Here is a 21020-nt window from a genome sequence, read left to right on the forward strand (position 1 = left end):
GGTGTAGTTGCGCGCCTTCGACACTTCCCTGCTGACATCGAGACGCGGCAGAACCTTTTCGCCGAAACGATAGGCYTCCTCAAGCAGGGGCATGCCGGAAAGAATAAAGGTTTCCACGCCAGCCTTCTGATAGGCCTCTAGCGTACGCAGCACGGTATCCGGTGAGCCGACAATTGCCGTCCCGGGGCCGGGCCGCACGAGACCGATGCCGGCCCAGAGGTTCGGGGCGACTTCGAGATCACGCAGGTTGGCTGGCTTCAGGCCTCCATGCAGAGCCGTCATGCGCTGCTGGCCGACGGAATCGCTGCGGGCGATGAAGCGCTGATTGGCGGCAATTGCGGCATCGTCCATGCGGCTGTAGAGGTCGGCGGCAGCTTCCCACGCCTTCTCGTCGGTATCGCGGACGATCACGTAGAGGCGGATGCCATATTCGAGCTCACGCTCGTAGTGGGCCGCACGCGCCTTCACGGCCTCTACCTTGTCCTTGATCTGGTCGGGCGTTTCGCCCCAGGAAAGATAGGTATCGACGTGCTTTGCCGCGACATCGAGCGCCTTCTCGGAGGAGCCGCCGAACCAGAGCGGCGGCGGGGCGATGCTTTCGCCAACGGGCAAGGCAAGCTTGGCGCCGTCGGTGGAAAAGTACTTGCCCTGATGGGTAACGCTTTCGCCGGCAAAGAGACGATGCCAGAGCTGCAGATATTCATCCGCCATGTCGTAGCGTTGGTCATGCGGCAGCATCATGCCGTAAGCGCCGAGCATCTTGGCGTCGCCGGAAACGACATTGATCAGCAGACGCCCGCGGGCAAATTCCTGGAAAGTCGCTGCCATCTTGGCAAGCAGCGTCGGCGCGACGAGCCCCGGATGAATAGCGACGAGGAAACGCAGCCTTTCGGTATAGGAGAGCAGCGCACTTGCCAGCACCCAGACATCGTGAGCACCGGTCGCAAACAGCGCACCGGTATAACCCAGGTGGTCATAGGCCTGGGCGAGTTGCTTGTAATAGCCGTAATCGACCTGACGGGAGCCTTCCGGCTGCCACGGATAAGCGCCGTCAGGCGCGCACATATACCAGAAGACGTTCATCCCCGGCTCCTCACTTCGTTGCTTCCAGCGGCCCGACAATGGCGACCGCGCGATCAAAATGGCCATGGCGGAAAAGCGTGTCTGCCTCTTCCTGCTGCTCGGCAAGCACTGCTGCATCGATCGGCACGACCGAGAAATCGCGCGAGCGCACCACCCGCTCCCAGGCTTCGGCATCGGTGCCGCTGCGGTCGTTTTCCGCCAGAAGATGAGCCGCCCTCACCGGGTCCGCAGTAATCTCGCGGCCAACCCGGGCAAGCTCCGAGGCGATACCGGCGATTTCGGCGGGAGAGAGCCCGATGCGAGCAAGGCTCCAGAACAGCGACCGATTGGGAATGGTCGCGCCGCAATGGACGATGAGGCGGAGATCGGTGCGGCCGATCGCCTTCTCCAGCCGCGGAGACATGGCAACCCAGGCATCCACCCTGCCCTCAAGCAATTCCGTCAGGGAATCCCGCGTGCCGCTTTCGATGCGTTCGACGTCCTCAAGCGCAAGGCCCTCACCCTCAAGGCTGCGGGCCAGCAGATAGGTATGAAACGAACCGTCGATCAGCGAAATTTTGCGCCCCGCAAGATCGGCAACGGAGCCGATATCACTGGCGGCACGCACGAAGATCGCGCCATTGGCAGGTCGGGGCGCGGATGCGGCGACATATTCGACACCGAGGCCACGGGCATCCGCCTCGATCGGTGGCGTCGAGCCCGTTCCGCCGAAATGGATGGCGCCGCTTTCGAGCAAGGACGCTGTATCACGACCTTCACTATAGGGAACGAAGATGGGATCGAGACCCGCAAAGGCACCGGGCCAGACGCTGGCGAGCCGCAGGTGGAGATTGTAGGGGTGAACGCCGATTCTCATCTTCATTCCGCTCAAGAATTGTCATTGCATTCAATCTACTTTTTTATAAATTGATGGCGAGAAATGTCGTCCCGAGAAGCGGCATGAAACCAAATCAAAAACCTATAAAATCTACCGATAATAAAATCTTCTGCCGCAACCATCCCTGTCGGTAGGCTCGKCATTGAAATTTCGACGAGCTCACTTTACTTTTTTGTAGAACAAAAGAGGTGGCCATGACCAAGCCCGTATCATCGAGGGTCTGCCGAAGCGTCGGCGAAGCGAGCGAACTTCTGAAGCTAATCGCCAATGCGAACCGGCTGGCGATCGTCTGTTACCTGATGGAAACCGAAGCGTCCGTTTCGGCGCTGGAGGAAGAACTCGGGATCCGCCAGCCGACGCTTTCGCAGCAACTTACGGAATTGCGCGAAGCCGGTGTCATCGAAGGACGCCGCGAGGGCAAGGCAATCGTCTATCGCGTCGTCGATCCGAACGTCGAAACCATTGTCCACGCGTTGCGGGACATGTTCTCCGGCCTCGACGACGTCACCGGCCGTTTCGGCATGGCAAAATTGCCGGTCGATGAAGTGATGTTCGACTGACCGTCCAGATGATCGATTTCTATACCTGGATTACGCCGAACGGCCTGAAGATATCGATTGCGCTCGAGGAATTCGGCCTTCCCTACAAGACCCACACGATCGATATCACCAGAGGCGATCAGTTTTCCGCCGGCTACTTGGCGATCAATCCCGGCAGCAAGATCCCAGCCATCGTCGACCACGAGACCGGCATCACGCTTGCCGAATCCGGAGCTATTCTCCTCTATCTCGCCGAAAAGACCGGCCGGTTCCTGCCGCGCGAAGGCGCTGCGCGCCATCACACCATCGAATGGCTGATGTGGCAGATGGGCGGCTTCGGCCCGACACTCGGCCATGCGCACTATTTTCTGACCTACAATGAAGGCCGCGCACCCTTCGCCGAGGCGCTTTTCCGCCGGGACACCATCAGGCTCTATGAAACGCTCGACGCACGGCTGGATGGCCGGGAGCACCTCGTCGATGACTATTCCATCGCCGACATGGCCGTCTGGCCCTGGGTCTCGCGCTTTATGCGCCACAAGATCGACCTCAGCGACTTCCCGAATGTTCGCCGATGGTATCTGCAGCTTGCCGCCCGGCCGCAGGTGAAACGCGGCTACGAAGTGCCGCATTTCACCGGCCCGGTTCCGCTGCCAGGTCTCTAATCGCCAAAATTGTTGGCCGTCAGCCTATCGCGTGAAAAGCAGCCGCATGCGCGCCACGATGCCCTTGAAGCCGGATATAGACGTCGCTCTCAGATGGCGGGCGACGACACCCGCATCGACCTGTGCTCCGAAATGGCAGGAGCAGACGAGCCCGTGCAGCTGTCGATCGTTAAGATCGAAGAAGCTCTGGGCATCCCCATAGGTATCGCCCTCAAGACCCGCGGCACGCAGAACCGGATCGGCATAGGCTACGGATATGGGCGAGCCGGCGATCCTCATCATCATCCGCTGGTCGCGGGGCAGATATTCGGTTTCCCGAAGGGTAACGAGCGAACGCGCGGAATCGCCTTCCAGGAGCGCCGCCCACCGGTCCAAGCGCTCTGCGCGAGACAGTTGTGGAGTGGTACGGCTGACCTTGGCTATAGCCTTAAGCTGATCGACTGCGTATTGTTCCATGGCGGYCTCCTATTTGGAAAATAGACTGCACGCCCCCAATCTGAAGGTTGATACCAACTGCGCTGCCTGTCCAATCACGTTTGGAGAATCTTGCCTCCCAGACGCAGGCGAAATCACGCCCATTCAGGCAAATTCGCTTTGTCTTGCAAAGGTGCGCGGATGGGCGACATGTTTCCTGACGATGTTGTCCTTGCTGTCGAGCTCCTCCAGGAGAACATCGTAGGTCCAGAGATCGGCTAGGTGTTGCAGGACGAGCTTCAGATCCTCCTCTTCCAGGAACTCGTCATTGCTGGCCCGGTGCTGCAACAGCAATCTGCGGTCGCCGGCCAGATCGACGTCGACGATTTCGATAGCCGGGTCGGTGTGGCCTATGTCGTAGCCGCGGGAGAGCTGCCGGCGGATGCGTCGATAACCGCGCTCGTCATGGATCGCCGAAACCAGAATACCTTCCTGAACCTCCGGATCATCGTGGAGCTGGAACATGCGCCACCGCCGCATGAGGCTCGGGCTCAGGAACTGGCTGACGAAGCTCTCGTCGCGATAATTGGCCCAGATATCGCGCAGGACGGCCATATGATCGCCCCGCCCGGCGATATCGGGAAACCATTCGCGGTCTTCCCCGGTCGGCTCCGTCACGATGCGCTCGATATCCTGCATCATCGCAAAACCCAGCGCATAGGGATTGAAGCCCGAGAAACGCCGATCGTCGTACATCGGCTGGAAGACGACATTCGTATGCGATTTCAGAAATTCGAAATAGTTGCCGTCGCTGAGCTGCCCGCGCTCGTGCAGGCGCTGCATGATCTTGTAATGGACGTAGGTGGCGGTTCCCTCGTTCATCACCTTGGTCTGGCGCTGTGGATGAAAATACTGGGCGACGTGGCGCACGATGCGCAATATCTCCCGCTGCCAGGAATGGAGCCGGGGCGCCGATTTTTCGAGGAAGTAGAGGATATTGTCCTGCGGCAAGCCAAGAGCCGCACGTCTGCGCTCCAAATCGCGGTCGGATTTGCTGCGCTTGAGACCAGCGGGCACGGTGCGCCAGAGATCGTTGAAGATCTTCTCCTCGTGAGCGCGACGCTCCTGTAGCCGCTTTTCCTCCAGCCTGAGATCCACCGTTGTCTTGCCGGCATAGCGGTGCACGCCGTGGGACATCAGCGCATGGGCGGCATCGAGCGTGCGTTCGACGGCCACTTCGCCATATCGTTCTTCGCAGCGGGAAATATAGCTCTTGGCGAAGTCGAGATAATCGAGGATGCCCTCGGCATCGGTCCAGAGCTTGAACAGATAGTTGTTCTTGAAGAAGTGGTTATGGCCGAACGCGGCGTGTGCAATAACCAGCGTCTGCATGGTCGCCGTGTTCTCCTCCATCAGATAGGAGATGCAGGGCGAACTGTTGATGACGATCTCATAAGCGAGGTCGCGCATCCCGCGGCGGTAGAAGGCTTCGTGATGAGCAAAATGCTTGCCGAAGGACCAGTGGCGATAGAAGAGCGGCATGCCCGTCGAGGAATAGGCATCGAGCATCTGTTCCGATGTGATGACCTCGATCTGGTTCGGATAGACATCGAGTCCCAGTTCGCCGAGAGCAATATCTTCACAGGCGTCATGAATGCGCTGCAGGGTGGGGAAATCCCAGTCCGCGCCTTCAAACAGCAGCTTTTCCTTATGCCGAGTGCTGGTCTTCATGGCGTAGCCCCTGCCTTGGCGGTTTTCTTCTGAAACAGGTCATGGAAGACCGGAAAGATCTCGTTCTTGCGGCAGACCTTGCGCATGGCAAGCGGAAGCCCGTCGGACCGGATCTCATTGTAAAGCGCCCAAAGAGGCGATCTCGAAATCGAGGAATCGCCGCCTTCCTCACCAACCTCGATATAGGCGAAATATTGGCAGACAGGCAGAATTTCCTGCTGCAGGAGTTGGCCGGTCAGAGCGCCGTCGGAATAAGAATTATCGCCATCCGAAGCCTGCGCCGCATAGATATTCCACTCAGTGGCATCGAAGCGCGCGGCAACGATCGAGCGCATCGCGGCAAGTGCGCTGGATACCAGCGTGCCGCCTGTCGCCGGGCTGTAGAAGAAGGTTTCCTCATCGACTTCCTCGGCCTTTTCCGTATGCCGGATGAAGACGATCTCCACCTTTTCATAGCGCTGCGACAGGAAGAGATAGAGAAGCAGGTAAAAGCGCTTGGCGAGATCCTTCATATGCTCGCTCATGGAACCGGACACGTCCATGAGGCAGAACATCACCGCCTTCACGACAGGTTTCGGCGTGTTTTCAAATCGCCGATAGCGCACGTCCAGCGGATCGATATAGGGGATGCGCTTGCTCTTGATGGTCAGCGTTTTCAGCTTCTCTTCCAGGGCAAGACGCTCCTCCGCGTCGTCGCATTCGTCGATCTGCTTCTGGAGCGCTTCTATTTCCTCTGCCTTCGGCCGGTGAAGTGCCAGGCGCCGCATCATGGCAAGGCGTGTGGTGCGCCCGACGGCTATATTGGAAGGAGAACCGGAGACGGAAAAACCGGCCCTTTGCGGCGTCACTTCCTCGGTCTCGCTCAGCCTGCGCTTGGCGAGGTCAGGCAATTCCAGATCCTCTAGGAAGAYGTTGAGAAATTCCTGCCGGGTAAGCACGAAGCGGAAGCCGTCTTCGCCATCGCCTTCCCCCGCCTCTGACGAACGTCCGCCGCCTGAAGCCGGCGGACGCCTGATGAAATCGCCCTCGACGAATTTCTGGTTGCCCGGAAGGATGCGATCCTGAATTCCCCCTCCGCCCCGGTGAAGGCCCGGTTCGGCCATGCCGCCTATCGGAAGAGTGACCTCGCCCCCATCAAGCACATCGCGAATGGAGCGGTTCTGCAAAGATTGTTTTACCGCTTGCCCGACGGCGTCCTTGGCACGCCGTAGAAACCGTTGTCGATTTTCTAGACTTTTACCGCGCGGATTAAGCCGCCGGTCAATGATGTGCATGTTTGCTCCTACATGGGTACTCGCTCGGACAACCTACCTAACTCGCCTGCTTGACGCGCATGTACCACTCCACCAGCCGGCGAACCTGCCGTTCGGTATAATCCCGCGCCACCATGCGCGAGACGAATTCACTGTGTTTCTTTTCGGTTTCGCTATCCTTCTTCGACCCGAAGGAAATGACCGGCAACAGATCCTCGACCTGCGAAAACATTCGCTTTTCGATCACTTCCCGAATTTTTTCATAACTCGTCCAGGATGGGTTCCTGCCGCCATTGGCGGCGCGCGACCTGAGGCAGAACTTGACGATCTCGTTGCGGAAGTCCTTTGGGTTGGCGATACCCGCCGGCTTTTCGATCTTCGTCAATTCCTGGTTCAGAAGTTCGCGGTCGAGCATCTGCCCGGTATCCGGATCCTTGAAATCGGTGTCCTCGATCCAGGCATCGGCATAGTCGACGTAACGATCGAAGAGATTCTGACCATAGTCGGAATAGGATTCCAGATAGGCCTTCTGAATCTCGTTGCCGATGAATTCCGCATAGCGCGGTGCCAGTTCTGCCTTGATGAACTCCATGTAGCGCTTTTCCGTCTCCTCGGAAAACTGCTCGCGGCGGATAGCCTGTTCCAGGACATACATCAGATGCACCGGATCGGCACCGATATCCGTCGTGTCGTGGTTGAATGTCGACGCTAGAACCTTAAAGGCAAAACGTGTCGATATTCCGTCCATGCCCTCGTCGACGCCGGCAGCATCCCGATATTCCTGCACGCTTCTGGCGCGCGGATCGGTTTCCTTCAGGCTTTCGCCGTCATAGGCACGCATCTTCGAAAAGAGATTTGAATTCTCGTGCTTGCGAAGTCGTGACAGGACCGAGAAACGGGCAAGCATTTCCAATGTCGCCGGAGCACATGGCGCACTCGCAAGTTCCGACCCTTCGATCAGCTTCTCGTAGATCTTCTGCTCCTCCATGGCCCTGAGGCAGTAGGGAACCTTGATGACGCAAATGCGGTCGATGAAGGCTTCATTGTTCTTGTTGGCCTTGAAGCTCTGCCATTCCGCTTCGTTCGAATGGGCAAGGATGATGCCCGAGAACGGGATCGCACCAATATTCTCGGTGCCCATGTAATTGCTTTCCTGCGTCGCCGTCAGCAGCGGATGCAGCATCTTGATCGGCGCCTTGAACATTTCGACGAATTCCAGCACGCCCTGATTGGCGCGGTTGAGACCGCCGGAATAGCTGTAGGCATCGGGGTCGTTCTGCGAATAGTGCTCAAGCTTGCGGATATCGACCTTGCCGACCAGCGATGAGACGTCCTGGTTGTTCTCATCACCCGGTTCGGTCTTGGCGATCGCGATCTGGCGAAGTCGGGACGGCTGGATTTTCACGACGCGGAAGCGTGAGATATCGCCGTCGAACTCGTCGAGGCGCTTGAGGCACCATGGGCTCATCAAGCCGCTGAGGCGGCGGGTTGGAATGCCGTATTGCTCTAGCAACAACGGCCCCATGGTCAGGGGATCGAAGAGGTTGAGGGGGCTTTCGAAGACCGGGCTCAAGTCGTCACCGGCCTTCAGCACATAGATGGGATTGATCTCCATGAGCTGCTTCAGGCGCTCGGCAAGCGAAGACTTACCGCCGCCGACAGGGCCGAGCAGATAAAGGATCTGCTTGCGCTCTTCGAGGCCCTGGGCAGCGTGGCGGAAGAAGGATACGATCCGCTCGATCGTCTCTTCCATCCCGAAGAAGCCTGCAAAGGCCGGATAGGTTCGGATGGTCCTGTTCATGAAGACCCTGCCGAGCCTCGAATCCTTTGCTGTATCGATGATTTCTGGTTCGCCAATTGCGTCGAGGAGGCGCTCGGTGGCATTGGCATAGGCCATCGGATCTTTCTTGCATAATGCCAGATAGTCCGCGACAGACATGTCCGTCTCGCGGCGAGACTCATAGTTACGCGTGAACGCATCGAATAGGGAATTGGTCAGCATAGGCCCTCCTATAAAGGTCTGCCTCAGCGATTTTCGCCTTCGCTAAGTAAGATGGTGCGCCAATGTTACGAAAGATCAAGGGCTCCCGAGACGGAAATAAGACGTGGCTGCCATTCCGGCATCGCTACACAAAAAAGTGCGGGCAGCCCGTCGATTTGATCTCTGAAAATTTACCGGCTCTATAGCTTTGAATCTGCGCCAGGAGTATTATTCGCGCGCGGTTTTGCGAGAATGCCAATCCACTGTCATTCCAATGACGTGAACACGTGACGCCCTGAATAAGCACAATCTGATTCGCCGCTGGCCTGTGCGCTTGTTAGAAGACCCTGCCGAAAAAGACAATATTAGATAGAAATCAATCCGTCGGCACAACCTATAGAATTTGCGACCGTGCCTCGTTTGAGATGGCTAACTCTGTTGCGACCTGTTCGGCTTGCGTGCGGATATCGGGCACGGCGGTGATTTCCCAGAACTGACCGGCCGTCAGAGCGCCGACGGCATAGAGGTTCGTTTGCACCACACCCTCAGAATTCAACGCCTTCGAATTCCGGTCGACAGAGATTCCGAGGCCAAGCGGATCGGCGGCGACGAAGCCTTGCCGGCGCATCTCCTGCAATAGCGGCGAATGCGYCAGCCCGGCACGTTCCATACCGGTGCAATTGACGATCCAATCCACATTAAGGATATCGATCCTACTGCTTCCTCTCTTGCGATATTCGATATCAATCCCTTCGCCGGCGTCGGTGAGCGTTTTGAGATAGCCGGCGTGAAATGCGATGACGCCCTGGTGTCTCAAACGCTGAAAACTGTCATAAATGTCCGGCGCTACGCGATGACGGTAGACATTCCACCATGGCAGGGCATGCCGCAGAAAGCGCGACCGCTCCGCGGGTGCAAGACCTTGCCAGATCGCCTGCGTTCTCGGCCGCAGCCCATCCATGACGCTTCGCCATGGAGTTCCGGATCGGACCTGCCTCCGGATCCCTCGCAGGATCTGGCTAAGCGTCGCTGTCTTTGTATCGATCTCGACGATTGCTGGCGGTTTGGGATCGCGCGCATGTCCGTGCGGTGCAAGTCCGCGTCGCGAGAGAACATCGATATGACCGCGATGTCCGTGTGAGCGAAGCCCAAGAACCTGATCGATCATGGTAAGGCCCGAACCCAGGATACAGACGCGGTCCTGCGGACCGACCCGTGTCAGCCAGGACAGGCGCCAGGGATTGTCAATGACATGCGAACGCGTACCAAGACTGAGACCTGTAACATCGACAGGCAATTTCGCATTGCCCAATCCGAGACAGAGTACGACCTGGCGACCGGCGATTTCCCCGCCGTGTTCCAGCAGGAAGCCGAGCGCGCCCGTATAGCGTTCGACACAGCCTGTGGCCTTGGACCTGATGAAATCGACGCGGCAACGGGCTTGATGCCGCAGGAGATCTGCGAGCGTGTCCCTGACATAAAGGCCATAATCGCTGCGCGAGGCAAAATCGGCATCCCGCGACGGCCGGTTCTTGCGACCAAGCCATTCCACGAAGTCGGCTGGTCTGTCCGTAAAGAGGCTCATTCGCGCTGCCGGAACGTTCAGGCGGTGGAGATGCATTTCGGTGCGATAGGCCGTGCCTCTGCCGAAGCCCGGATCGTCACCGATGACGGCGATGGACGCCGTCGGCGGAAGTTTCCGGACAAGATTGCAGACGACTGCTATCGCAGAGAAGCCGGAACCGACGACAACAACATCATAAATCAAGCGTTCATTCCATGATTGGCCGCATGAGCACTGATCAATCTAGCGCAGGACGACGAGTTGTCACGGTCCGAAGCATCGCCGCTTCAAGTGTTTATTCCGGGCCCGTTTTCCGCTGCTGGCAAATGCCGGCATCTCAGCCATCCGCCTTCGAAGGGCTGAAAGCTGCCCGTTCGATACCATGGCGCTGCAGCTTGTCATAAAAGGTCTTGCGCGGGATGCCGAGTGTTTCGATGGTCCGGCGTACGTCGCCCTCATTGCGGATCAGTGTCTCGCGGATGATATCTGCCTCATAGCGATCGATCCTCGCCGGCAGAGGCAGGAAGGCCTGTTTGTCCTCTCCCCCGTTTTGCTCGGGCTCCGCCGGCGTAGTTTCAAGGCCAAGCACGAATCGCTCGGCAAAATGCGAGAGCTCGCGCACATTTCCCGGCCAATCATGCCCTTTCAGATGACGATGCAGTTCTGGCAAAGCCGGGGGCACCGGACGCCTGAAGCGGTTGGCGGCGCGTTCGGTGAAGTGGGCAAAGAGAAGCGGGATATCATCGCGCCGGTCCCGCAAGGGTGGGATGCTGATCGTCACGACATTGAGGCGATAGTAGAGATCCTCACGAAAATCACCGCGTTCACGCGGATTGCCGAGATCGACCTTGGAGGCGGCCACGACACGCAAGTCGACGGGCCGGACCTCGTTGGTGCCAAGCGGCATGACTTCGCGCATTTCCAGCACACGCAGCATCTGCACCTGTGCGGAAGCCGGCATGCTCTCAATTTCGTCGAGGAAGAGCGTCCCGCCGCTCGAATGTTCGATGCGGCCGATGCGCTTCTTCTGGGCGCCGGTGAATGCACCCGCCTCGTGGCCGAAGAGCTCGCTTTCGATCACCGTTTCTGGCAGGGCGCCGCAGTTCAGCGCCACAAAATTGCCCTTTGCCCGGCGGCTCCAGCGGTGCAGCAGGCTCGCCACCACCTCCTTGCCGCTGCCGGTTTCGCCGGTTACCAGCACGTCGACATCCGTGTCGGCGATCTGCCGGAGCGTCCGTCGCAGGCGCTCCATGGCCGGTGTCTGGCCGATCAGTGGCAGGTCTCCCTGGGCCTGTTCGGCTGCCTCGCGAAGCGAGCGATTGTCGAGCACGAGCCCGCGCTTTTCAGCCGCCCGATGCACGCTCTGCGCCAGCCGATCCGCGGCGAAGGGCTTGGTGATGAAATCATAGACGCCATCSTGGATCGCCTTTACGGCCATCGGGATATCGCCGTGCCCGGTGATCAGGATCACCGGCAGGTCTTGGTCCAGTTGCCGTATGCGGTCGAAGAGTTGCAGCCCGTCGACCTGGGGCATGCGGATATCGGACACGACGACACCGGAGAATTCCGGATTCAGCTCCTTCAATGCTTCCGTAGCGGCAGAAAAGGTCGAAACGGAGAAACCGGCAAGCTCCAGCGTCTGCTTCGTCGCCTTCAGGAGATCCTTGTCGTCATCGATAAGGAAGACCGGGATCATATCGCTCATGCCTGTGCTTTCTGCAGATGGATAGTAAAGCGTGTGCCGCACGCATTGCTTTCGACGTCGATGCGGCCACCGTAGTCGGAAACGATATCCTTGGAGATGACCAGCCCGAGGCCGAGGCCCTGTTCCTTCGAGGTGTTGAAGGGCGAAAAGAGTGAGCCGAGGATGTCTTCCGATATGCCGGGACCGTTGTCTGCGACAGTCACCGCCACCGCGCTGTCCGTCTCCTCGCAGAAGATATCGACCTTTGCTCCCTCCCTGCCGTCCAGCGCTTCCAGTGCATTCTGGAAGAGGTTGATCAGCACCTGCTCCAGACGGATGCGGTTTCCACTCACCTTCAGATCGGCCGGCGGCAGCCTGATATCAAGCGCGTCGAGCCGGCCGGCAAAACGGCTACGTAGCAACACGAGCGCGCCTTCGATAACGGCCCGCAGTTCCACTGGCTCCGCCGCAGTCCGACCCTTGCGGGCAAAGGCTTTAAGCTCCTCGGTGATGGTTCCTATACGCTCCGTCAGGCCGGCAATCGCATCGAGATTGTCATCGGCCGAGCCCGGCTGCTGGCGTTTGAGGAAAGTGCGGGCATTGTCGGCATAGGCGCGGATGGTCGCCACCGGCTGATTGATCTCGTGCGCCACGCCGGCAGCGACCTGCCCGAGAATCGCCAGGCGGTTTGCCTGCACAAGTTCCTGCTGAACCACCTGCAACCTGGCTTCGGTCGCGCGGTGATCCGATATCTCCGCCTGCAGCCGGTCGCGGGCGCGGCTGAGATCGTCCGTCCGCTCCAGCACCCGTCGCTCAAGCTCTTCGCGCGCGGCCCGCTCGGTCGCAATGCGCATGACGGCGACCTGGCGACGGCGCAGCAGGAAGGTCATGATCGCAAGCACCGGAATGAGGCCGGCCAACGTCAGTAACCGCCATTCGCGCACGGAAGAGGCCACCGGCGCTTGGGTCGGCACCAGATATTCGAGTTGCCATGAGGTCGAAGGCACGTCCGTGCGCAGCCGCAGGAACTCGTCCTCCCCGCCTCCCGGCAGGATGGCATGCACGATTGCCGCCCCGGGCCTCAGCGCCTGCCTCTCGACAATCGGCAATGGCACCAGCGGCGCCTCGCCGAATTGCAGGCTGCTCCTGATCGCCGCGACGCTGTCCTGCGGCAGGAGTTTCGTTGTCATGAAGCGCCATGAGGGCAGACTGGTGATCAGCACGACCCCATGCTCATCGGTGACATAGGCCGGCCGGGCTGCGTCGCGCCAGTCGGATTCCAGCTGGTCGAACTCCATCTTGACGACGACGACGCCGAGCGGTGCCGCCGCATCCCCCACCCGTCGGGAAATATAAAGACCGGGCTTGTTGCTGACATTGCCAAGAGCGAAATGCTCCGCCGTGCCCGTCTCCATCGCGCGGCGGAAATAATCACGGAAGGAATAGTCGTTGCCGACAAAGCTCAAGGGTTCCTGCCAGTTGCTGGAAGCAATCGCGACGCCGTTCTTGCCGGTCACATAAAGAACCGAGGCACGGGTGCCGGTAACGAGGCTCCCGAGCTTGCGGTCGAGCCCAATGACGGCGTCATTCCGTTCTGATGACAAAGCGTCACGCACCTGCTGATCATCTGCAAGGAGGAGCGGCAGAGCCCGCGGCCCTTCGAGCACGGCGCGCAGCAACGCCACCTTGAGATTGGCATCCGTCTGCCCCTGATCCTCCAGTGCTGCAATGGCCTGCAGGCGGCCATAAATGCCGGCGCCATAAAGTGCCATTCCGATCAATACCGCAGCGAGCGCTACGAAGATCAGCCAGAAGGACCGGGCGCGCCGGCGTAGCTGCTCAGGCGTCAGGAAACGTTCGGATGCGGTCAGCTGGAGCATAGCAACATTGTGCATGTTTTCGCACGATCGGCAAATCACTTTGTGCGAAATTCCGCACCTTTGAACCGAATTCTCCATTGCTCCAATAATAATATCAAACACTTATCCCCATTTGGGAAACTGGCACGCGCGTTGCAACTGCGTACTCAGCAGTCGGGAGGCTGTTTGACCATCATGACTTGCCCGCCGCCTATTTGGCGCTCGGCATAGCGGAGGATACCATGGATATCGCAATGAATGCCGCCGAAGCGCGCGGCAAAACTCCCTTTTACCGGCACCTGTATGTGCAGGTGCTTGCCGCCATCGCCGCCGGCATTCTGCTTGGCCATTTCTATCCTTCCCTCGGCGCTTCGCTGCAGCCGCTCGGAGATGCCTTCATCAAGCTCGTGCGCATGGTGATCGCGCCGGTCATTTTCCTGACTGTCACCACCGGCATTGCCGGAATGTCTGATCTCAAGAAGTTCGGCCGCGTGGTCGGCAAGGCGCTCGGTTATTTCCTCGTCTTCTCGACGCTGGCGCTTGTCGTCGGCCTCGTCGTTTCCAACGTGTTGCAGCCCGGCGCCGGCATGCATATCGATCCGGCGACGCTGGATACGAAGGCGGTCAACAATTATGCCGCCCAGGCCCATGATGCGACGATCGTCGGCTTCCTGATGAACATCATCCCGGATACGATCGTCGGCGCCTTCGCCAAGGGCGACATTCTGCAGGTGCTGTTCTTCTCGGTCGTCTTCGGCATCGCGCTCGGCTCCGTCGGCGAGCGCGGCAAACCGGTGCTCGACTTCTTCCAGGTTCTGACCGCTCCGGTCTTCCGCCTCGTCGCGATCCTGATGAAGTTCGCGCCGATCGGTGCCTTTGGCGCCATGGCCTTCACCATCGGTAAATATGGTATCGGCGCGATCGCCAACCTCGCCTTCCTGATCGGCACCTTCTATCTGACGTCGCTGCTCTTCGTGCTGGTCGTGCTCGGCGCAGTCGCCCGCTACAACGGCTTCTCCATCCTGGCGCTGCTCCGCTATATCAAGGAAGAACTGCTGCTGGTGCTCGGCACGTCGTCGTCGGAAGCCGCCCTGCCCGGTCTGATGAACAAGATGGAGCGCGCCGGCTGCAAGCGCTCGGTCGTCGGCCTCGTCATTCCGACCGGCTATTCCTTCAATCTCGATGGCACCAACATCTATATGACCCTGGCAGCGCTCTTCATCGCCCAGGCAACGGATACGCATCTGAGCTTCGGCGACCAGATCCTGCTGCTTCTGGTGGCCATGCTGAGCTCCAAGGGTGCCGCAGGTATCACCGGTGCCGGCTTCATCACGCTTGCCGCGACACTCTCGGTCGTCCCCTCGGTTCCGATCGCCGGCATGGCGCTCATCCTCGGTATCGACCGCTTCATGTCGGAATGCCGGGCACTGACGAACCTTGTCGGCAATGCGGTTGCAACCATCGTCGTCGCCCGCTGGGAAAACGAACTCGACCAGACCCGTTTTGCCGCCGCGATGGCGGGCGACCTGCGGGATGAGAGCGATCTGCTTGCCCTGGCGGCACAGCCCGCCGAATAGGCACTGACAAGACAAATCCGCCGCCAATCATACGATCGGCGGCGGATTTTTTGATTTCGACGGTCCGGGACACGCCCAGCCGCCAGCAATCTCTCCGAATCAAAGCGCGAGACCGGTGCCTCGGTCGAAGATATGAACCTGTTCGCTGGCAATATTGGCCTCGAAACGGGCGCCGTAGCGGGCAGCATAAGCTCCATCCACTACGGCAGTTACAGATTGGCCGGCAAGATCGAAGACGACATGCGTCTGGGCGCCGGTTGGCTCGACGAGCAGGGTCTGCCCGGCAAGCACGTTTCCCTCTTTGCCATCAGGCGTCAGATGCTCGGGGCGCAGGCCGACAGTCACCGCCTGGCCGGGACGGACCTTGCGGTCCGGAGCGATGCGGATGGCAGTTCCATCCGAAAGACGCGCGGCCGGCTGACCGTTTTCCCCGTCCACCGTGCCGTCGAGCATATTCATCGCCGGCGATCCGATGAATGCGGCAACGAAGAGGTTGGCCGGTTTCCTGTAGAGTTCGAGCGGCGTACCTTGCTGCTCTACCCTACCCTGATTGAGCACGACGATACGGTCGGCAAGCGTCATCGCCTCGATCTGGTCGTGCGTGACATAGATCGAGGTTGTCCTGACCTTCTGGTGCAAAGTCTTGATTTCCGAGCGCATCTGTACACGCAGCTTGGCATCGAGGTTGGACAGCGGCTCATCGAACAGGAAGACGGCAGGGTTTCGCACGATAGCGCGGCCCATGGCGACACGCTGGCGCTGGCCGCCGGAAAGCTGGGCCGGCTTGCGGTCGAGAAGCTGGGCGAGATCCAGCATTCGGGCGGCCTCGGCGACGCGGGCCTCGATCTGCGGTTTCCCCACACCGGCGAGCTTCAGATTGAAACCCATATTTTCCGCGACCGTCATATGCGGATAGAGCGCGTAGGACTGGAAGACCATGGCGATGTTGCGTTCGCGGGGCGTCATGCCGTTGACGACAGCGCCGCCGATCGCGATCTCGCCGTCCGTGATCTCCTCCAGGCCGGCGATCATCCGCAGCAGCGTCGATTTTCCACAGCCGGACGGTCCGACGAGGGCGACGAACTCCCCATCCTCGATGTCAAGCGAAATGCCGTGGATGACGTCGACGGCGCCATAGGCCTTGCGAATATCGTTCAGTGAAACAGATGCCATGATAACACCTCCAATGGCTCGGCTCAGGACTTCACGGCGCCGGCGGTCAATCCGGCGATGATGTGTCTCTGGGCGACGAAAAAGACGATGATGGTGGGCAGGATGGTGAGCGTGATGAAGGCCAGCACCAATTGCCACTCCGTGCCGTATTCGCCGCGATAGACCATGATGCCGAGCGGCCAGGGATATTTGGATTCCGAGTTCAGCATGATCAGCGGCAGGATGTAGCTGTTCCAGCTGCCGACGAAGGAGATGATGCTGACGGTTGCGACGATCGGGCGGGAAAGCGGCAGCGAGATATGCCAGAAGAAGCGCAGATAACCGCAACCGTCGACAAAGGCTGCCTGGAACAATTCTTCCGGGAGGTTGCGGAAATAGTTGCGAAATAGCAGGATGCTCATGCCGAGACCGAAGGCCACCTGCGGCAGCACCACCCCCCAATAGGTATTCAGCAGGCCGAGATCCCGGATGCGGATGAAGAGCGGCAGGATCGCAGTCGCCGCCGGAAACATCAGCCCGAGCAGGAAATAATTGAGCAGGAAGGACGAGCCGAAGAAGCGGACATGGGCAAAGGCGAAAGCCGCCATGGACGAGACGATCAGCGTCAGAAGCACCGTGAGGGCTGCGATGACAAGCGAATTGCCGATCTGCAGCCAGTAACGTTCGCCGAAGAGAATGTCCGTGTAGTTCGACCATTGCCATTCCGTCGGCAGGCCGAATGGGTTGGTGCGCAGGTCGCCCAGCGTCTTGAAGCCGCCGAGCGCGGTCGTCAGCAGCGGCACAAGCACGATCGCCGCGATCAGGCTGAGCGATACGTAGAGATAGATGCGGGTGGACGTGCTCATGCGGATGGAAGAGCTCATATCAGTCATGGCGCATGAATATCCTTTTGTAACCGAAGGCGAGCGTCACGCAGATGACGAAGAGCACGACGCCGACGGCGCTGCCAAGGCCGACCTGCATGCGCATGACGCCATAGGTGTAGAGGAAGGTGACCATCGTCTGGGTGGAGTTGGACGGCCCGCCGCCGGTCAGCGGCATGATCATGTCGAAGAGCTGCAGCGAGCCGACGACGGCAAAGAAGATGGAGAGACGCAGGGTTGAACCGAGCAGCGGCAGCGTGACGTAGCGGAATTTCTGCCAGCCGGTGGCGCCGTCGATTTCGGCCGCCTCCAGCACGCTCTTGTCGACGGATTGCAGGCCGGCGATGAACAGCATCATGTGAAAGCCGAAATATTTCCAGACGATGACCCCGAGCACCGCATAGATCGCCACGTCCTTGTCGGCGAGCACGTAAGGGTTGGCAAAGCCGAAGAAGTTGGAAATGGCGGCAAACAGGCCGTAATCGCCGTCATAGACGAAGCGCCAGATGAGGCCCGCGGCAACGTCCGCCAGCACATAGGGCAGGAAGAAGATCAGGCGATAGCCGACGACCCCCGGAATGCGGTGGGCAAGCATGGTGGCCAGCCAGATGGCGAGAGGCACCTGGATGCAGATCGAGATGACGATGATCAGGCCGTTATTGACCAGCGCCTGGGTGAAAGCTGCATTGCGGAATAGAACCTGGAAATTGCGGAGCGCGATGAACTCGGTCGGCGTGCCGTAGCCGTTCCACTTGTAAAGGCTGTACCAAGCCGCCTCGCCCATCGGCATGATGACGAAGAGCGTGAAGAGCAGCAGCGCCGGCGGTAGAAAGAGCAGCAGCACCGTCAGCCGGTCGTGTGCGACCGAACTCCTGCTGTTTGCGGCTCGTCTTGCCGGCCTTGCGGCACTCGATGTCGGTAGGACTGAAATATTGGCCATGTTCCTGCTTTCGTATCTCGTCGGCAGCAATGCCGGCGCTCCGCTTCTGGCGAGAGCGCCGGGAAGGTCTGCGGGCGCTGGTTATTGCTCCAGTTCGAAAGCGTCCTGGATCATCTGGGCGCCGTCCTTGGAATTCATCTGTCCGGAGACGATTTCCACCGACACGTCGTTGACGACACGGCCGACGGCCGCACCGAGATCCTGGTCGAAAAAGTTCTGATGCCAGGTGGAACCCGCAAGCTGTTTTGCCGATTCGGCAAGTAGCGGGTTGGTGACGCCGTCATCGGCGCCAGCGGCAACGGGTAGAAGCATGCCCAATTTGGCCATCGCCCGCTCGTTCTCCGCATTCGTCAGGAAAGCGAGGAAATCGATCGCTTCCTTCGATGCCTTCTTGGTGACGGCCCAGCCGTTCAAGCCGCCGAGCGTATCGGTTGGCTTGCCGGCGCCGCCTTCGACCGTCGGGAAAGCGAAGCGGCCGATATTGTCGGGTGCGAGACCCTTGCCGTCGCCGGCATTCTTGCGCTGGTTGGCCTCCGTCGCTTCAAAGCCAAGGATGATTGCAGCCTTGCCGTCACCGAAAACGCCAAGCGCCTGCGGCCAGCTCGAACCGAGATAGCCGGGCTGGAAAGGTTCGAGCTTGCCGAGTTCGGCAAGATCGTCACCGGCCTTGATGATCGACGGATCGAGGAAACCTTCGCCTTCGCCGTTCTTGGCCGCTTCGAAGACCTTCTGTCCGCCTTCCCGCATGACGAGATAGCTCCAGTAAAAGTGGATAGGCCACTTCTCGCCGCCACCGCCCGCGATTGGCACGATACCGGCCGCCTTGATCTTCTTCACCGTGGCGAGAAAATCGGCCCAGTTCTTGATGTCCTCGGCTTTGACGCCGGCCTTGGCAAACAGCGCCTTGTTATAGAAGAAGCTGACCAGCCCGACCTTGTAGGGGATCGCCCAGGTCTTGCTGTCGAAGGTCAGGCCGTCGACCGAAGCCGGGGTATAGGCATTGCGCAATTTGCCGCTATCGGCGTCGAGAGCCGTCGTCACGTCCTGGAGCGCGCCCGTCTCGGACTGCTGCTTCAAGACGCCGCCGCCCCAGCTGAAAAAGAAATCCGGCACGTCGTCAGACTGCAGCAATGTCGGAAGCTTGGCCTTGAAGGCCTCGTTTTCGAGGAACTGCATCTGGATGTCGACGTCGGGATGCTGGGCTTCGTACTTCTTGACGATCTCCTCCCAGGCCGCGACGTTTTTCGGATCGAGTTCGAGATGCAGCCACTTGACCACCGTCGTCGCGGAAGCAGCACCCGCTCCTGCCAACAACATGCCGGCCGTTACGGCCATGGATACGATCCGTCTGCCGCCGAAGGTGGCGTTCTTCAACATAAAATTCATGATTTTCCTCCCAGGGGCCATGTCCTCACAATTTTTCCCCTATGCGGATTAATTCAACGGAGCTTTTGCCCGATGTCAACCCAACTGCCGTATTTTTCGTCAAATTCGCTTGACAGCCATCCGCACTTGCCTGTTATTTATTTCGTAACCCGTTAAAAATATTGGGGCACCTGCTCCAACAAATTGATGCCTGGCTCGTTTTCATGAAGACTGCAGATCCCGAACTAATGCGTGCGATCAACCGCTTGAACGTGCTGGACACGATCCGGCGCCATGGTCCGATCTCTCGTATCCAGATCAGCGAGCGTACGGAGCTTTCGACGACGACGGTTTCCGCCATCACTGCCTCGTTGCTCGACGACGGGCTAATTCTGCCGCGTCATGAGGGCGATATCCGCAATGAAGCCGTGCGTGGAAGGCCCCGCGTGATGCTGGAGCTCAATCCGGATGCCGCCCGCGTGGTTGGGGCTAAGATCGCGGCCAGCCGCATRGTTTTCGCCGTCACCAATTTCCGTGGAGACGTGCTCTCCAAGCTGACGCTGCCGATCCGCATCGATCGTCAGCCGATCGCTGTCATTGCCGACCTGATCGAGGATGCCGTGCGGCGTTGCGTCGTGGATATCGGCCTATCGCTCGATGATATTGACAGCATCTGTCTGGCACTTCCCGGCGTTATCGAGCACCGTACCGGCCATATTCGATCGAGCCCGATCTTCCGCGACGTCAATATTGATTTTGCTGCAGAAATGTCGGCTCGCCTGTCGACTCCGACGATCATCGAGAGCGATGCGCATGCCATCACGCTCGGCCATCACTGGTTCGGCAAGGCTCGTGATCTGGAAGACATGGTGCTGATTTCGCTGGAGCAAACGCTCGGCCTTGGCGTGCTGCACGACAACCAGCTTTTCCGCGGCGCCGGCGGCCTCAGCCACAATCTGGGCGATCTCGTTCTCGGCATGGGCCAGCAAGGTGTGGTTCGCCTTTCCAGTCAGGCCGGCGAAAGTGCAATCCTCGGCGAGCAGCAGGCCGATGGCCGGTTTGCCGAAGCGGTGCGTCTTGGCCGCGGCATGACCCATGTAAAGGCTATGATCCAGGCCGATGACGACCAGTTGATCAGCGCGGCCATGCGGGCCGGCGAAGCGGTGGGGCTGACCATCGCCAATATCGTTACCTTGTTTGCGCCGCCGCGGGTTATTCTCGTCGGCTCGTCGCTTGCTCTCGGCGAGCCTTTCCTCAATAGCCTGCGCGATGCCTATGCACTCGCCATTCCGCCCTCGCTCAAGGGCGTCAGTGAACTCGTCTTTGACGATTCGACCGACGATTTCTGGGCGCAGGGTGCCGCCGCCGTTGCCCTTTACGAACTCTATGAATCGCCCTGGAGCACCACCGGGCCGGCGCTTTAACGTCAGAAATCAATATTTACGGGAGGAT

At 59.4% G+C, this 21020-nt stretch carries 17 protein-coding genes; 4 read left to right on the forward strand and 13 right to left on the reverse strand.

Features of this window, described 5'->3' with window-relative positions:
* Together AC1D35_RS27680 and AC1D35_RS27685 are read right to left on the reverse strand one after the other, a co-directional pair.
* Window positions 1-1083, reverse strand: a 1083-nt coding sequence (locus AC1D35_RS27680) for an LLM class flavin-dependent oxidoreductase (RefSeq protein WP_477941108.1), incomplete at its 3' end; no start/stop codon positions are given.
* Between the two features lie 10 nt (window positions 1084-1093).
* A complete protein-coding gene (locus AC1D35_RS27685; protein WP_477851869.1) occupies window positions 1094-1939 on the reverse strand; it encodes an ABC transporter substrate-binding protein in 846 nt (281 codons plus the stop codon).
* Between the two features lie 215 nt (window positions 1940-2154).
* Here AC1D35_RS27685 and AC1D35_RS27690 point away from each other — a divergent pair, with 215 nt between their 5' ends.
* Complete coding sequence (locus tag AC1D35_RS27690; protein WP_113300330.1) at window positions 2155-2520, forward strand: metalloregulator ArsR/SmtB family transcription factor; 366 nt, start codon at window positions 2155-2157, stop codon at window positions 2518-2520.
* A gap of 8 nt (window positions 2521-2528) precedes the next feature.
* Window positions 2529-3164 (forward strand): glutathione S-transferase N-terminal domain-containing protein, encoded by a 636-nt coding sequence (locus AC1D35_RS27695; protein WP_115037538.1) that lies wholly within the window; start codon window positions 2529-2531, stop codon window positions 3162-3164.
* 24 nt (window positions 3165-3188) lie between these two features.
* On the opposite strand, the gene AC1D35_RS27700 is transcribed toward AC1D35_RS27695, so the two are convergent.
* From AC1D35_RS27700 to AC1D35_RS27730, 7 genes are all read right to left on the reverse strand, one after another.
* Window positions 3189-3620 (reverse strand): hypothetical protein, encoded by a 432-nt coding sequence (locus tag AC1D35_RS27700; RefSeq protein ID WP_113307464.1) that lies wholly within the window; start codon window positions 3618-3620, stop codon window positions 3189-3191.
* Window positions 3621-3743: 123 nt separating this feature from the next.
* Window positions 3744-5309 carry a SpoVR family protein gene (locus AC1D35_RS27705; protein WP_477851870.1) on the reverse strand — a complete coding sequence of 522 codons (1566 nt, stop codon included), beginning with the start codon at window positions 5307-5309 and terminating at the stop codon, window positions 3744-3746.
* Window positions 5306-6583, reverse strand: coding sequence for a YeaH/YhbH family protein (locus AC1D35_RS27710; protein ID WP_477941111.1), 1278 nt, complete (start codon window positions 6581-6583; stop codon window positions 5306-5308). The genes AC1D35_RS27705 and AC1D35_RS27710 overlap by 4 nt, the downstream gene beginning before the upstream one ends.
* 37 nt (window positions 6584-6620) lie before the next feature.
* The gene (locus tag AC1D35_RS27715) at window positions 6621-8564 is read right to left on the reverse strand and encodes a PrkA family serine protein kinase (protein WP_477851872.1); all 1944 of its coding nucleotides are present in this window, start codon (window positions 8562-8564) and stop codon (window positions 6621-6623) included.
* A gap of 373 nt (window positions 8565-8937) precedes the next feature.
* Window positions 8938-10311: an FAD/NAD(P)-binding protein gene (locus AC1D35_RS27720; RefSeq protein WP_477941114.1), complete on the reverse strand. Its 1374-nt coding sequence runs from the start codon at window positions 10309-10311 to the stop codon at window positions 8938-8940.
* A 133-nt stretch (window positions 10312-10444) separates the two neighbouring features.
* Window positions 10445-11812 (reverse strand): sigma-54-dependent transcriptional regulator, encoded by a 1368-nt coding sequence (locus tag AC1D35_RS27725; RefSeq protein ID WP_477941116.1) that lies wholly within the window; start codon window positions 11810-11812, stop codon window positions 10445-10447.
* Window positions 11809-13686, reverse strand: a complete 1878-nt coding sequence (locus AC1D35_RS27730; RefSeq protein WP_477941117.1) for a sensor histidine kinase — start codon at window positions 13684-13686, stop codon at window positions 11809-11811. Before AC1D35_RS27730 ends, AC1D35_RS27725 begins: the two co-directional genes overlap by 4 nt.
* Window positions 13687-13892: 206 nt before the next feature.
* Between AC1D35_RS27730 and AC1D35_RS27735 the strand changes: the two genes are divergently transcribed.
* A complete protein-coding gene (locus tag AC1D35_RS27735; RefSeq protein WP_113300339.1) occupies window positions 13893-15227 on the forward strand; it encodes a dicarboxylate/amino acid:cation symporter in 1335 nt (444 codons plus the stop codon).
* Window positions 15228-15326: 99 nt separating this feature from the next.
* On the opposite strand, the gene AC1D35_RS27740 is transcribed toward AC1D35_RS27735, so the two are convergent.
* The 4 genes from AC1D35_RS27740 to AC1D35_RS27755 all read right to left on the reverse strand — a co-directional run bounded on the left by AC1D35_RS27740 (window position 15327) and on the right by AC1D35_RS27755 (window position 19589).
* Complete coding sequence (locus AC1D35_RS27740) at window positions 15327-16400, reverse strand: ABC transporter ATP-binding protein (RefSeq protein WP_477851877.1); 1074 nt, start codon at window positions 16398-16400, stop codon at window positions 15327-15329.
* Window positions 16401-16423: 23 nt separating this feature from the next.
* Window positions 16424-17272: a carbohydrate ABC transporter permease gene (locus AC1D35_RS27745; RefSeq protein ID WP_115037551.1), complete on the reverse strand. Its 849-nt coding sequence runs from the start codon at window positions 17270-17272 to the stop codon at window positions 16424-16426.
* Window positions 17265-18203 (reverse strand): carbohydrate ABC transporter permease, encoded by a 939-nt coding sequence (locus AC1D35_RS27750; RefSeq protein WP_113300342.1) that lies wholly within the window; start codon window positions 18201-18203, stop codon window positions 17265-17267. Before AC1D35_RS27750 ends, AC1D35_RS27745 begins: the two co-directional genes overlap by 8 nt.
* An 81-nt stretch (window positions 18204-18284) precedes the next feature.
* Complete coding sequence (locus AC1D35_RS27755; RefSeq protein ID WP_477851879.1) at window positions 18285-19589, reverse strand: ABC transporter substrate-binding protein; 1305 nt, start codon at window positions 19587-19589, stop codon at window positions 18285-18287.
* A 203-nt stretch (window positions 19590-19792) separates the two neighbouring features.
* Here AC1D35_RS27755 and AC1D35_RS27760 point away from each other — a divergent pair, with 203 nt between their 5' ends.
* On the forward strand, window positions 19793-20992 hold the full coding sequence (locus tag AC1D35_RS27760) for an ROK family protein (protein ID WP_477941121.1): 1200 nt from the start codon (window positions 19793-19795) through the stop codon (window positions 20990-20992).
* Window positions 20993-21020: the final 28 nt, after the last annotated feature.

This window comes from Rhizobium sp. P1_E6, assembly GCF_056405875.1.